General features: G+C 70.1%; 10 protein-coding genes. 5 read left to right on the top strand and 5 right to left on the bottom strand.

Features of this window, described 5'->3' with window-relative positions:
- Window positions 1–74: 74 nt before the first annotated feature.
- Window positions 75–2,462, top strand: a complete 2,388-nt coding sequence (locus BN1197_RS00305; RefSeq protein WP_082043481.1) for a nitric-oxide reductase large subunit — start codon at window positions 75–77, stop codon at window positions 2,460–2,462.
- A gap of 89 nt (window positions 2,463–2,551) precedes the next feature.
- Here BN1197_RS00305 and BN1197_RS00300 read toward each other — a convergent pair whose 3' ends face one another.
- The 4 genes from BN1197_RS00300 to BN1197_RS00285 all read right to left on the bottom strand — a co-directional run bounded on the left by BN1197_RS00300 (window position 2,552) and on the right by BN1197_RS00285 (window position 6,414).
- The gene (locus BN1197_RS00300) at window positions 2,552–3,157 is read right to left on the bottom strand and encodes a response regulator transcription factor (protein ID WP_040155209.1); all 606 of its coding nucleotides are present in this window, start codon (window positions 3,155–3,157) and stop codon (window positions 2,552–2,554) included.
- Between the two features lie 88 nt (window positions 3,158–3,245).
- Window positions 3,246–4,571, bottom strand: a complete 1,326-nt coding sequence (locus BN1197_RS00295; RefSeq protein WP_176489681.1) for a histidine kinase — start codon at window positions 4,569–4,571, stop codon at window positions 3,246–3,248.
- Window positions 4,572–4,633: 62 nt separating this feature from the next.
- The gene (locus BN1197_RS00290; protein ID WP_040155245.1) at window positions 4,634–5,470 is read right to left on the bottom strand and encodes an ABC transporter permease; all 837 of its coding nucleotides are present in this window, start codon (window positions 5,468–5,470) and stop codon (window positions 4,634–4,636) included.
- Between the two features lie 26 nt (window positions 5,471–5,496).
- Window positions 5,497–6,414, bottom strand: coding sequence for an ABC transporter ATP-binding protein (locus BN1197_RS00285; RefSeq protein ID WP_040155208.1), 918 nt, complete (start codon window positions 6,412–6,414; stop codon window positions 5,497–5,499).
- A gap of 555 nt (window positions 6,415–6,969) precedes the next feature.
- Between BN1197_RS00285 and BN1197_RS00280 the strand changes: the two genes are divergently transcribed.
- The 4 genes from BN1197_RS00280 (at window position 6,970) to BN1197_RS00265 (ending at window position 11,218) form a co-directional block, all read left to right on the top strand.
- Window positions 6,970–8,199, top strand: coding sequence for a pyridoxal phosphate-dependent aminotransferase (locus tag BN1197_RS00280; protein ID WP_040155207.1), 1,230 nt, complete (start codon window positions 6,970–6,972; stop codon window positions 8,197–8,199).
- Window positions 8,200–8,294: 95 nt separating this feature from the next.
- Complete coding sequence (locus BN1197_RS00275; RefSeq protein ID WP_052465792.1) at window positions 8,295–9,008, top strand: type 1 glutamine amidotransferase; 714 nt, start codon at window positions 8,295–8,297, stop codon at window positions 9,006–9,008.
- 390 nt (window positions 9,009–9,398) lie between these two features.
- On the top strand, window positions 9,399–10,139 hold the full coding sequence (locus tag BN1197_RS00270; protein ID WP_052465791.1) for a type 1 glutamine amidotransferase: 741 nt from the start codon (window positions 9,399–9,401) through the stop codon (window positions 10,137–10,139).
- Entirely contained in the window at window positions 10,139–11,218 is a 1,080-nt protein-coding gene (locus tag BN1197_RS00265) for an FAD-dependent monooxygenase (protein WP_040155206.1), read from the top strand. Before BN1197_RS00270 ends, BN1197_RS00265 begins: the two co-directional genes overlap by 1 nt.
- A 596-nt stretch (window positions 11,219–11,814) precedes the next feature.
- On the opposite strand, the gene BN1197_RS00260 is transcribed toward BN1197_RS00265, so the two are convergent.
- The gene (locus tag BN1197_RS00260; RefSeq protein WP_040155196.1) at window positions 11,815–12,753 is read right to left on the bottom strand and encodes an NAD(P)-dependent oxidoreductase; all 939 of its coding nucleotides are present in this window, start codon (window positions 12,751–12,753) and stop codon (window positions 11,815–11,817) included.
- Between the last annotated feature and the right edge of the window lie 519 nt (window positions 12,754–13,272).

Here is a 13,272-nt window from a genome sequence, read left to right as displayed (position 1 = left end):
GGGCATCAAACTCGCTCCACGCTGTGGGGTGGGCGTACTTTTACACGGTCAGCTTCGTGAAAAAAGGAGTGCCCGTGTCCTCCACGCTCTCGGCCCGGCCCGACGCCGCGCCACCCCCGCCGGACGCCCGGCGGTCCACCGATCGACGTTGGTGGATCGCCCTGGCCACCGTAGTCGTCGCCTCGTTCGCCGTCCTGCTGTGGATGGGCCTGCAGATCAACGAGGCCAAGCCTCCGATTCCCACCAAGGTCGTCGACACCAACGGCCAGGTCATCGCCGAGGGCGACGCCGTCATGGATGGCCAGCGCGTCTGGCAGTCGATCGGCGGACAGCAGATCGGCTCCGTCTGGGGTCACGGTGCCTACGTGGCGCCCGACTGGACCGCCGACTGGCTGCACCGCGAGGCCATGTTCGTGCTCGACGAGTACGCCAAGCAGATGGGCGTCCCGAGCTACGACCAGGCGTCCCCCGAACAGCAGGGCGCACTCCAGGCCAAGCTCAAGTACGCCTTCCGCACCAACACCTACGACCCCGCCACCGGCACCGTCACCCTCGACCCGGTGCGTGCGGCGGCGTTCGAGGCGAACTCGGCCCACTACGCGGAGATCTTCGCGAACGGCCACGAGAAGTACGCGATCCCGCGAGGCGCGGTCACCGACCCCGAGGCCATGCAGAAGATGAACACCTTCTTCTGGTGGAGCAGCTGGGCGGCCTCGACGAACGCCCCCGGTGACGACGCGACCTACACGCGCAACTGGCCGCACGAGCCGCTGATCGACAACGTGCCCACGCCCACGAACATCCTGTGGAGCGTCATCAGCATCATCATCCTGCTCGCCGGCATCGCGGGCATGGTCTGGTACCACAACTTCCAGGCCGACCACGACGAGGTCACCAACGACCCGCCCAAGAACGACCCGCTGCTCGGCTACGAGGCCACCCCCTCGCAGAAGGCGACGCTCAAGTACTTCTTCGTCGTCGGAGCCCTGTTCGTGCTGCAGATCGCCGTCGGCATCCTCACGGCGCACTACGGCGTCGAGGGCAGCACGCTCTACGGCATTCCGATCGACCAGATCCTCCCGTACGCGGTGTTGCGCACCTGGCACACCGAGCTCGGCATCCTGTGGATCGCGACCGCCTGGCTCGCGACCGGCCTGTACGTCACCCCCGCCGTCGGTGGCCGGGAGCCCAAGTACCAGCGGCTCGGCGTCAACGTGCTGTTCGTCGCGCTCATCGTCGTCGTCGCCGGCACGATGATCGGCCAGTGGCTCTCGATCAAGGGGATGATGGGCTACGGCACCACGCTCTCGTGGTGGCTCGGCACGACGGGCATGGAGTACCTCGACCTCGCCCGCACGTGGCAGATCGGCCTCATCATCGGCCTGTTCCTGTGGTTCTTCCTCATGTGGCGCGGCATGGCCCCCGCCCTGGCGCGCGCCAAGGGCGGCAAGCTCTCCCCGACGCAGAACGCTCCGCTCGCGGGCGGCTCGCAGCGCACGCTCGTGGCCATGCTCCTCATGAGCTGCTTCGCGATCGCCTCGTTCTTCGGCGCCGCGTTCGGCATGGGCCACGACACGCACCTGTCGATCACCGAGTACTGGCGCTGGTGGGTCGTCCACCTGTGGGTCGAGGGCTTCTTCGAGGTCTTCGCCACGGTCGTCATCGCGTTCCTCTTCAGCCGCCTCGGTCTGGTGCGGCCGGCGATGGCCGCCACCGCGACGATCGCCTCCACGACGATCTTCCTGCTCGGCGGCATCATCGGCACCGGCCACCACCTGTACTTCACCGGTGGCAACGACCCGGTCATGGCGTGGAGCGCGACGTTCAGCGCGCTCGAGGTCGTGCCGCTGGCCCTCATGGGCTTCGAGGCCTTCCGCAACCTGCGCATCCTGCGCGTCAGCGAGTGGGTGGCCGGCTACAAGTGGGCGATCTACTTCTTCATCTCGGTGTCGTTCTGGAACGCCCTCGGCGCCGGCGTGTTCGGGTTCCTCATCAACCCGCCGATCTCCCTGTTCTACGTCCAGGGCCTCAACCTCACCCCGCTGCACGGCCACACCGCCCTGTTCGGTGTGTACGGCATGCTCGGCATCGGCCTCATGCTCTTCTGCGTGCGCAGCCTCATGCCGGGCAAGGAGTGGAACGACTGGCCGATCAAGCTCGGCTTCTGGGGCCTCAACGGCGGCCTGTTCGCGATGGCGATCTTCAGCCTGCTGCCCCTCGGCCTCGCCCAGGCGTACGCCAGCATCTCCGAGGGTCTGTGGTACGCCCGGAGCTGGGAGTTCCTCTACACCCCGGCGCTCACGGTGATCCGCTGGATGCGCACCCCCGGTGACGTGCTCTTCGGGCTCGGCGCTCTCTCGATCGGCCTCTTCATGGTCGGCCTGCTCACGGGCCACGCCATCAAGAAGGGCGGCGAGGAGACCATTCCCGGTCAGCCGGAACCGGAGCCGGTCGCGCGCTGATCGCGGTCACTCCCGGTACGCGAATGCCCCGTCCTCCTCGGTGGAGGGCGGGGCATTCGCGTGGCCCGGGTGTGATCGAGGACGTGGCCTCAGATCCACCCGCGGTCGCGGGCGAGATGTACGGCCTCGTGGCGGTTGGCGGCGCCGGTCTTGGCCACCGCGGCGGAGAGGTAGTTGCGCACGGTGCCCGGTGAGAGGTGGGCGCGGGCCGCGATCTCGTCGACCGGCGCGCCCTGGGCCGCGAGCTCGAGCACGTCGGCCTCCCGGGCCGACAGGGGGTTCGCGCCGGCCGCGATGGCGTCGGCGGCGAGCTCGGGATCGACGTACCGGGCTCCGGAGTGCACGGCGCGGATCGCCTCGGCGAGCACCCCGGCCGAGGCCGTCTTGGGCAGGAATCCCCGCACGCCGAGTTCGAGCGCCCTCTTGAGATAGCCCGGGCGTCCGTGGCTCGTGACGATGAGGCACGCCACCGGCGGCGTCGACGCGAGCAGGGTCTCGGCGACGGCGATCCCGTCGGCCCCCGGCATCTGCAGGTCGAGCACCGCGACGTCGATCCGGTGAGCTCGGGCCATGGCGATCGCCTCCGGCCCCGAGGCGGCCTGCGCGATCACGTCGAGATCGTCCTGCAGCCCGAGCAAGGTGCCCAGGGCGTCTCGAAAGAGCGTCTCGTCGTCGGCCAACAGCAACCGGATCATCGCCACCTCCTCGTGTCTCCCGCGAGGCTACCTGCCGCAGAGGGTTCCCCGACTGCCACGCCGAGGCGGACGGCTCGCACTCCAGGGGTCACGTGGCGCGAGGAACCGACGCCACCAACCGGTAGCCGTCGGCGACCGGACCGGCCGTGAGCGTGCCGCCGACGGCGCGGAGGCGTTCGCGCAGGCCGGCGAGCCCCGATCCATCGCTCGTCGTGGAGGCCAGGCGGCGAGGCACATCGTTCTCGATGACGAGTTCGACGTGCGTCGGAGTGCGGGTGAGCGCCAGTTCTGCGGTCGTCGCCCGGCCGTGGCGCAGGACGTTCGTCACGCCTTCGCGCACGGTCCACGCGAGGGCGTCGATCACCCGATCCGAGAGACCGGCAGCGGCGGCCTCGAGGGTGTCCGGGTCGGTCACCGCCGCTCGGATCCCCGCGGTCCGCAGTAGCCCTCGCGCTCCGGCGATCTCGTCGGCGAGGTCGACGCGACGGTATCCGCGGACGACGCCGCGCACGTCGGAGAGCGCGTGGTGGGCCAGCTTGCGCACGGCGAGCATCTCCTCGACCGCCCGTTCGTCGCCACGCCGCGCGAGTTCGGCGGCGAGCTCGCTCTTGACGGCGACGGTCGACAGGGTGCGTCCGAACACGTCGTGCAGATCCCGTGAGAAGCGCAACCGCTCCTCGGCGACGGCGAGATCGGCCGCGACCTCCCGCGACCGCCACAGTCTGCGTGCGACGCCGATCATCCACTGCGTGATCACACCCGCGGGAAGCAGGAAGAAGCACGCCCAGAACACGACGGCGAGCAGCGCGAACGTCGACGCCGGAGACAGGTGGTTCGGACCGAACGCGTAGAGCCCGACGAGCACGGCCGCCCCACAGGCCGCCGCCGCGAGCACCCGGCCGCGCGGCCAGAACATCAGAGCGACCATGCCGGTGAACCCGAACGGCGCCGGCCCCAAGGCCATCGCCGACCCGGCTCCGTTGCGGACGACGTCGTCGGTCGCCAGGAGCGCGAAGGCGATGATGACGCACGGCGCGAGGACGAAGAACCAGCGCACGAGACGTCGTGACGGCATGCGCTCCCGGCACAGCAGATCCGTGATGACCGCGCCCAGGAGGACCCAACCCACCGCCACCGGAGTCGCGACGATCCAGAACGCCACACCCCAGCCGTGGAACGGGCCCGGCTCGTCGGCGGCGACCAGACCGCCGAGCGCCCCCGTCACCGCCATGATCCCCGCGACGGCGACGAACAGGATGTGCATCGACCAGCGGCAGTACGCCTCGAAACGGCGAAGCTCCTGTTCGGTGCGGGGAATCGCAGCCGTGGCGAAGCGCCCGCCTTCGGCCGAGTCCATCGGATCATCGGTGGGCGCGGCGGTGGCGGTGGACCCGGAACCGGGCGTGGTCGGCATGTCATCCATGGTGCCTCGTGGGCCGGTGGGGGCCGGGTCGCCGCAGGTTCGACCGGCCGGGATCACCGGCGCGGCTCCCAGCGCAGGTGGCGACGCACCAGCCAGACCCCGAGAACGGTCCACGCGATCAGCACCAGCGTCGGCGGGAGAGCGTGGGTGAACGTCTCTCCGACGGTGAGGCTGCGACCGTCGACATCGATGCCCGCCATCCCGAGGCGCATCAGCGAGACCACCGGGTGCAGCGGCGTGAGCGAGGCGAGCAGCCGCCCCCACTCGGGCAGCAGCGCGAGCGGAAACGAGATGCCCGAGAACAGCAGCGGCACGAAGATCAGCGGCATCGTCGTGATCTGGGCGTGCTCGACGCTGCGGGTGATGGCCGTGGAGGCGATGCCGAGCAGGGTCCACACGAGCGAGCCGAGCACGATCGCGACGGCGATGAGAGCGAGGTTGGTCGGCATGCCCACGCCGAGGAACAGGGCGGCACCGAGGACGCACAGCACGGTCTGAGCAGCGGTGATGAGCGCGAACGGCATCGAGAGACCGGCGAGGATCGTCGCATCGGAGGCCTCTCCGGTGCGCAGGCGCTGCAGCACGTAGGCCTCGCGGCGCGCGACGAGCGCGGTCACCAGCGTGTAGTAGACGACGAAGACGAGCGCCATCCCGAGGATGAAGATCGGTGCGACGACACCGAATCCGAGGTTCTCGGCCACCGGGAGGTTGGCGAAGAACAGGACGAGCAACCCCGGCATGAGCAGGGTGTTGATCAGCGCGACCTTGTTGCGGCCGAGCAGGCGCAACTCTCCGATCGCGAGGGCGCGGGCCTGGGTGAAGCGCCGGGCAGGGGTGATGGTCGGCAGGGCGCCGGCGTCGGAGGTGCGGGCGGTGGTCGGAGTGGTCATCGGCTTCTCCATTCGTGGGTGACTGGTCAGGCGGCGGCGGGAACGTCGGACGCGCCGGCGATGTCGAGGAAGGTCTGCTCGAGCGAGGCGGCCGACGCGCGCAGGTCGATGAGTTCGACGTCGTCGCCGGCCCAGGCGAGCAGCTCCCTCAACGTCCGCTGCAGGTCGACGGTCTGCAGCTCGGTGCGGCCCGCTTCGACGCTGACGGTCACCCCGGCAAAACGCGGCAGCGCAATCTCGGTCGTGCGGAAGGAGATTCGTGCGGGCCGGTCTGCGACGATCTCTGCCGGCGTGCCCGCGGCGGCGATCCTGCCTTCGTGCATGATCGCGATGCGGTCGGCGAGGCGCTCGGCCTCCTCGAGGTAGTGCGTCGTGAGGACGATCGCGGTGCCCTCGTCGAGCAGACCGGAGAGCACGTCCCAGGCGCGGCGGCGACTCTCGGGGTCGAGGCCCGTGGTCGGCTCGTCGAGGAAGAGCAGTCGCGGCCGGCCCATGATCGCGAGTGCGAGGTCGAGGCGACGACGTTCACCGCCGGACAGGCTCTGGACGGGGACGCTACGGCGGTCGAGCACGTCGACCACTGCGAGCGCCTCCTCGACGGGGCGCGGCGCGGCCATCGTCCCGGCCCACATCCGCGCGGTCTCGAGCACGGTGAGGTCGCCCGAGAACCCGGCCTGCTGCAGAACGATGCCGAGGTGAGGCCGCAGGACGCGGCGGTCGGCGTACGGGTCGAGGCCGGCGATCTGTACGGTGCCCCCGGACGGTCGGGCGATACCCTCGAGCAACTCCATCGTCGAGGTCTTGCCGGCGCCGTTGGTGCCGAGGAGGGCGAAGAACTCGCCCGCCCCCACCTCGAGGTCGATGCCACGTACGGCCTCGAATCCGGTCGTCGGGTGGCCGTAGCGGCGGCGAAGATCTGTGGCGCGAAGCAGTGGCGTGGTCATGTCTCCATGCTGGACGCCGATCGCCGCAGCTCAGGATGAGTCCGGGCATCGATGCGGCTGCACTCTTCAGACGAGCGGGATGACGAATGTCATGCCCCGCCTGTCGCGGTCCCTCTCGCGAATCACCGAAACCCCCGAGACAGCCGTCGTTTCCGGCACCTTCGGGCGCCGAGACAGCCGTCATTTCGTCTTAGAGACGTCCGAAGAGGATCGGCACCGCACACGCGAGGCAGAAGGTGGCGGCCGTCAGTGCGTCCGGGGAGTCCGAGCAGGGCTGCGCCTCACCGCGTTCCGGGCCGGTCTGCTCCCGGAGACACGTCACGGGCCCGCAGACCAAGGCGCGTGACGGGCGGCGGCCCCTCCTCCGCCGCCCGTCACGCTCCGCATGCCCTATCGACGGGGCCGGCCCCGACCCAAGCAGTTGCACCGAACTCGCTGGTGGACGCCGGTGAGACCCCTCGGGCGGGGGTGTGTCACCCCCTCACGGCCGAGACCGACGTCACGTCGCGCGGACACCTCCCCCACCCCCGTCGCCGCGAGTGCCATCATGTCGAAATGCGCCCGGTCTCCCAGTCCCGCAAGCTCGCCGACATCCACTACGCCATCCGCGGCCCCGTTCCGGCCGAGGCCAAGCGCATGGAGGACGAGGGGCACCGCATCATCAAGCTCAACATCGGCAACCCCGGGCCGTTCGGGTTCGAGGCGCCGGAGGGGATCCTCGTCGACATGCGTCGCCAGCTCCCGGCGTCGGTGGGGTACTCCGAGAGCAAGGGCATTCTCTCGGCGCGGCGCGCGATCGTGCAGTACTACGAGGAGCGCGGCGTCGAGGGTTTCGACGTCGAGGACGTCTACCTCGGCAACGGCGTGAGCGAGCTCATCACGATGACTCTGCAGGCGCTGCTCGACAACGGCGACGAGGTGCTCATCCCGGCCCCCGACTACCCGCTCTGGACGGCGACGGTCTCGCTCGCCGGCGGCAAGCCCGTGCACTACCTCTGCGACGAACAGGCCGACTGGGCACCCGATCTCGCCGACATCGAGTCGAAGATCACCGACTCGACACGAGCGATGGTCATCATCAACCCGAACAACCCCACGGGCGCCGTGTACCCACGCGAGGTGCTCGAAGGAATGGTCGAGCTCGCGCGCAAGCACCAGCTCATCCTCATGAGCGACGAGATCTACGACAAGATCCTCTACGACGGCGCCACGCACGTTCCCACCGCGAGCCTCGCTCCGGATCTGCTGTGCCTCACCTACAACGGGCTGTCGAAGTCCTACCGGGTGGCGGGGTTCCGCAGCGGGTGGCTCGTCATCTCCGGGCCCACGGAACACGCGCGCGACTACATCGACGGCATCGAGATCCTCTCCAACATGCGGCTGTGCGCCAACCACCCCAGCCAGCACGCCATCGCGACCGCGCTCGGCGGGCGACAGAGCATCGAGGATCTCGTCATGCCCACCGGGCGGCTGGCTCGTCAGCGTGACGTCACCGTCGAGATGCTCAACAGCATTCCCGGCGTCTCGTGCACGATGCCCAAGGGCGCGCTGTACGCGTTCCCACGGCTCGACCCGAAGGTGTACCCGATCGCCGACGACGAGGCCTTCACCCTCGAACTGCTCAAGGCGCAGAAGGTTCTCGTCGTGCAGGGCACGGGCCTCAACTGGCCGCACCCCGACCACTTCCGCATCGTCACCCTCCCCCACGAGGACGAGCTCGCCGAGGCCGTCGGGCGCATCGAGACGTTCCTCTCCTCGGTGCGCTCCGGGGCCGTACGCGTCTGAGCTGCAGGCATACCCGCTGCCTCGGGCCGGGATGCGGCGACGCCGCGTCCCGGGCCGATGCCCACGGCCTGGTGACGGTTCAGTAACCTGGACAGGTGTCCAAGTGTCTCGTCGCCTTGTTCGGAGCCCCTGAGCCCACGGGTCTCCTCGACCGGTTACGGATTCACGGCGTCGCGGTCACCCTCCTCGAGATCACGCCCGACGTCGAGTTCCCGACATCACTCCCCTCTGGAGTCGCCGTCGTCGGAGGCCCCGTCAGCCCCTACGACGATCGCGTTCTGCCTTACGGCCGTGTCGGCGCCTTCCTCGCCACGGCCGTCGCGCGTGAGGTGCCGACGCTCGGTATCGGCGGCGGCGCTCATCTGCTCGCCGTCGCCCTCGGCGCGCGGCCTGGGTGGCCGACCTCCGCCGTCACGCCGGGGCTGCACATGCTGAGGCGCACCGCGCAGGGCGCTGACGATCCGTTGTTCCGCCACATGGCGCCCGAGGCGCAGTGGCTGGAGTTCAGCTACCTGTCGCTGACCGACCTCCCCGTGGGCGCAGAGGTTCTCGCCGTGGACACCGAGGGACAGGCGCAGGCTGCGCGCTTCGGTCCCGGCGCGTGGGGCCTGCAGGGACACCCTGAACTCGGAGCCGCTGCGGTGGCGGCCTGCGTCGAGGCCAGGCCCCTTCACCCTCTCCTGGACGAGGCGGCCCTCGCCTCCGTCGAACGTGCCATGCCTCACCTCGACGCGATCTCCGCGTCGTGGAATCCCGTGTTCGACGCCTACGCTGCGCTCGTCGCCTCGACGCCTGCGCCCACCGGGTGAACCGGGCCCCCGAGTCGAACCGGCCTCAACGCTTCGGCCGGTCTGCGGGGTTCTGCTCGGGGCTCTCGTCGGTCGCGTCCCCGGAATGCTCGGCGGCATCGGAACGATCGTCGTCTCCTCGATGATCCTGGGCGGCAGGACGTTCGTCGCCCTTCGCACGCGTCACTGATGGCCGGCGATCTCGATGTGGGCCCCGGCCGAACGTGGCCGGGTCGGTGAGTCGGATGTCCATGGCACTCCCCCTGCGGTTCGCCCTGTCGGCGCGCGGGATGCACGCCTGCTTCTCGACGAGATCACCGTATCGGCGGGCGCACTCGCGGAGTCGTCACGAGCGAGCGCGAGGTGTGATTCGATCGGCGTCATCGCTGCGGTCCGTCACGAGGAGGCGAGATGACCGTCTGCGTCATCGAACACGAGAAGGACGCCCCACCCGGGCTCGTCGCCCGTCCCGGCATGGAGGTGCGCATCGTGCGCCCGTATGCCGGTGACGAGATCCCGACCCCCGGTGAACTCGACGGATTCACCGGCCTGGTGGTTCTCGGCGGAGAGATGGGCGCGAACGACGACGACTCGCACGCGTGGCTCGCTCCGACGAAAACCCTCATCGCCGCGGCGGTGCGCCGTGAGGTGCCGACGTTGCTCATCTGCCTGGGGCACCAGCTCGGCGCGGTCGCGCTCGGTGGCACGGTGACACGTTCCCCGCTCGGTCCCATGTGGGGTGTCGTGCCGGTCGGACGAACCGAGGCCGGCGAGGATGACGACCTGCTGCGGCATCTGCCGGCCGATGCTGCCGCCGTCCATTGGAACGGCGACCTCGTCGTCGATCCCCCTCCGGGGGCGGTGGTGCTCGCGCGCGACCCACGTGGTGGCATCCAGGCGGTGCGGTACGGGCACCGAGCGTGGGGGGTGCAGTGCCACCCGGAGGTGGGCGCCGAGATCGTCACGCGGTGGGGTGGCTCGGTGGACGCTGACCGCGACCCCGCGGCCGCTGCCCGGCGAGACGTCGCCTTGGCTCAGGTGGGCGCCCGGGAGACGGAATTGCGGGCCACGTGGATCCCGGTGCTCGACGCGTTCGCCGCGATGACGACCGGCGGTGTCGTGATGTCCCGGGTCACCGGTGAGGCCCCGTGATGAAGACGCGCGTCGCGATCGTCGGCGGGAGCATCGCGGGGCTCACCCTCGCGGCGTTGCTCGACCCCGACCGCTTCGACGTCACCCTGCACGAGGAGCGACCCGAGCGGCGAGAGGCCGGTTCGGCTCTGGGCCTGTGGCCGGCGGCATGGCGCGTGCTCGACGCGGTGGGCGCGGGCGACCGGGCGCGTGCCTTCGCCGCCGAACCCACCTCGGGGGCGCTCCGCGACGGCACGGGTCGACCGCTGATCGCGGCGCGCGACCTGCCGATGACCCTCGTGCTGCGACCAGACCTCATCGACCTGCTCGAGGCGGTAGTACCCGACTCCGTGCGGCGGGTGGACGAGCGCGTCGACGACCCCGTGGACCTGCCGGCCGACCTCGTCGTCGGAGCCGACGGGGTTCGCAGCGCCGTCCGCCGGTCGGCGTTCGGTGAGCACCTGCGTCCACGGCTCACCCCCTGGCTGGCGCTGCGAGGGATCCTGCCCGGGCCACCGCCGGAGAACGGGGAGTACTGGGGCCGGGGTGACCTCGCCGGTGTGGTCGAGGCGCCGCGGGACTCGACGTACTGGTTCACGACGCACGTCAGCACACTCGGGTCTCTGCCTGGCTCGGCCGGTGGCGACCCCTGGCGGCGGTCGGTCGAGGTCGATGTCGGTGAGGCCCTCGCCGAGGCCAGGCGCGTGTTCGGTGGCAGACCGGACCGGGCAGCCGCCGTGCAGGACGTGCTCGCGCGCGCGACTCCGGAATCCGTTCTCGCCCAGCGCATCTACGAGACACCACGAATGCATCGGCTCGTGCACGGGCGGGCGGTGCTCATCGGCGACTCCGCCCACGCGATGACGCCCAACCTCGGTCGAGGTGCGTGCGAGGCGATGATCGACGCTCATGTGCTGGCCGGTGAGCTCTCCCGTCGTCCGCTGACGTCGGCACTCGCGCGCTACGAGGCCCGCCGCCTCCCGCCCGCACGCGTCTTGCCACCGGTCTCGCGGGCACTCATGCGCCTCGCGCTCTCGGAGGCTCTTCAGCCCACACGTGACCGCGCGCTCGCGGGAGTCGGCCGTCTCGTGCCCGCCTGAGCGGGGGCAGGACGACGTCGCGAGTGCCGGACGTCAACCCACACGAACGCACGCTCAAACAGGCGGTCCCACCCCACGAGCCAGCCCCTCCCACGCTCAAACAGGCGGTTCCACCCCACGAGCCCGCGCAATGCGCCGACAGACGCGATGAAAGCGCCTGTCTGAGCGGGATCAGGTGACCTCGCCCGGCGCTCGGACAGGCGGTTCCACTCCACGGCCACCGAACACGAGACCTCAGACAGAACAGGCGGTTCCACCCCACGAGCCCGCGCAATGCGCCGACAGACGCGATGAAAGCGCCTGTCTGAGCGGGATCAGGTGACCTCGCCCGGCGCTCGGACAGGCGGTTCCACTCCACGGCCACCGAACACGAGACCTCAGACAGGCGGTTCCACCCCGCGAGCCCGCGTTATGCGCCGACAGACGCGGTGAAAACGCCTGTCTGAGCGGGATCAGACGGCCTGACCCGGCGCTCGAACAGGCGGTTCCACTCCACGGCCACCGAACACGAGACCTCAGACAGGCGGTTCCACCCCACGAGCCTGCGTTATGCGCCGACAGACGCGGTGAAAACCGCCTGTTCGAGCGGAGATGCGTCAGACCCGGTTACGGAACTCACCGTCTCCGTTCAAGGCGGCGAGGTTGTCGCGTACCAGGTCGGCGTATCCGACGGGTCGCCCGCCGGCGCAGTGCGGGGTGAGGATGATGTTCGGCGCATCCCACAGCGGTGAGTCCTGCGGCAGTGGCTCGGTCTCCATGACATCGAGGGCAGCACCGCCAAGGGTGCCGGCCCGCAGCGCCTCGATGAGCGCCTCCTCGTCGAGCACCGATCCGCGGCCGACGTTGACGAGGTACGCGTGCTCGGGCAGGAGGGCGAGCCGGTCGGCGTCGATGGTGTGACGCGTCGCGTCACCGCCAGGAAGGATCGAGATGAGGACGTCGGTCTCCGGCAGCGCGGTCGCGAGGTCGGCGTCGGTGACGACCTCGAATCCTGCCCGCGTTCCGGCAGTGCGCGCGACACCGCGCACTCGCGCCCCGAGGGAGGCGAGCACGGGCGCGAGTGTCTGGGCGATGCTGCCGAAGCCCCAGATCAGAACGTTCGCATCGAGCAATGTCGTGATCGGCCCCTGGGGATGCAGCGGCTGGTGGCCGGCGAAGTCGTGCCGCCACGTGTGGGTGCGCTGCGCCTCGAGGCAGGCGGGCAGCCTCCGCACGAGGGCGAGGACGAGTGCGAGGGTGTGCTCCGAGACGGTGGCGTCGTGCAGCCCGACCCCCGAACAGATGACGACGTCGTCACCGAACCCGGCTGCGGTCAGCTCGTCGGTGCCCGCCATGAAGCCCTGGATGAGGCGCACGTTCGTCAGCAGTTCGGCGTCCTCGCGGTGCAGTCGTCCCGGCCTGCCCCAGACGACGAACACGTCTGTGTCCGCTACGGATCGAGGCAGCGGTCGGGCGGCGTCATAGACGGTGACCCTGATGTCACCGTCGAACTCGGGCGCGTCGAGCGTGTCGGGCCACAGGAGATTGGTCGTCATGCCGCCACTCTCCCCCAGGCCGGTCGACGCCGCTTGTCGGGGCCCCGCGCACGGCGCGTATCGCGGCATCCGTCTACGTCCTCGGTTATCGACACACGCTCGAAGCGCACTGTGCACGCCGACGGTCATCGGCACACGCTCGAGGCGCACCATGCACCCTGCGTACGGCGTGCACAGTGTCTCGACGCCGTCTCCGGTGCGCGTGTCACTTGCACGGAGCCACCCGGCCCGCGGGCCCGCTCGGCCGCAGATCCGAACGTCGCTTCTCTCCCAGCGAGCCCCGCGGCGCCGGCATCGCCTCCTCGCGCGCCGGTGATCGCGAGGCTCACGCAACAAAGACCGGTCACCACTCGACCGTTTTCCGACCGCGCCGCCCTGACCAGCGCTGTTGTGCGAGCACTCCGCCGGACTGCCCCGAGTGACCGGTCTTTGTTGCGTGAGGTCCGCGCCCTCGACGCGAGACGCGGCATTCGTCGCCGGATCCGCAGGCCCGCGCCCTGCCCAGCTCTACCGAGGGGC

The sequence above is a fragment of the Mobilicoccus massiliensis genome (genome assembly GCF_000826525.2).
GTDB lineage: Bacteria > Actinomycetota > Actinomycetes > Actinomycetales > Dermatophilaceae > Mobilicoccus > Mobilicoccus massiliensis.
Note: the sequence above shows the minus strand (reverse complement) of the source record. Positions and strands in the feature narration are given on the sequence as shown.

Coding starts and splice junctions, on each gene's coding strand:
- BN1197_RS00300 (WP_040155209.1), bottom strand. CDS start 3,157: ATGATCCGGTTGCTGTTGGCCGACGACGAGACGCTCTTTCGAGACGCC.
- BN1197_RS00295 (WP_176489681.1), bottom strand. CDS start 4,571: ATGCCGACCACGCCCGGTTCCGGGTCCACCGCCACCGCCGCGCCCACC.
- BN1197_RS00290 (WP_040155245.1), bottom strand. CDS start 5,470: ATGACCACTCCGACCACCGCCCGCACCTCCGACGCCGGCGCCCTGCCG.
- BN1197_RS00285 (WP_040155208.1), bottom strand. CDS start 6,414: ATGACCACGCCACTGCTTCGCGCCACAGATCTTCGCCGCCGCTACGGC.
- BN1197_RS00280 (WP_040155207.1), top strand. CDS start 6,970: ATGCGCCCGGTCTCCCAGTCCCGCAAGCTCGCCGACATCCACTACGCC.
- BN1197_RS00270 (WP_052465791.1), top strand. CDS start 9,399: ATGACCGTCTGCGTCATCGAACACGAGAAGGACGCCCCACCCGGGCTC.
- BN1197_RS00265 (WP_040155206.1), top strand. CDS start 10,139: ATGAAGACGCGCGTCGCGATCGTCGGCGGGAGCATCGCGGGGCTCACC.
- BN1197_RS00260 (WP_040155196.1), bottom strand. CDS start 12,753: ATGACGACCAATCTCCTGTGGCCCGACACGCTCGACGCGCCCGAGTTC.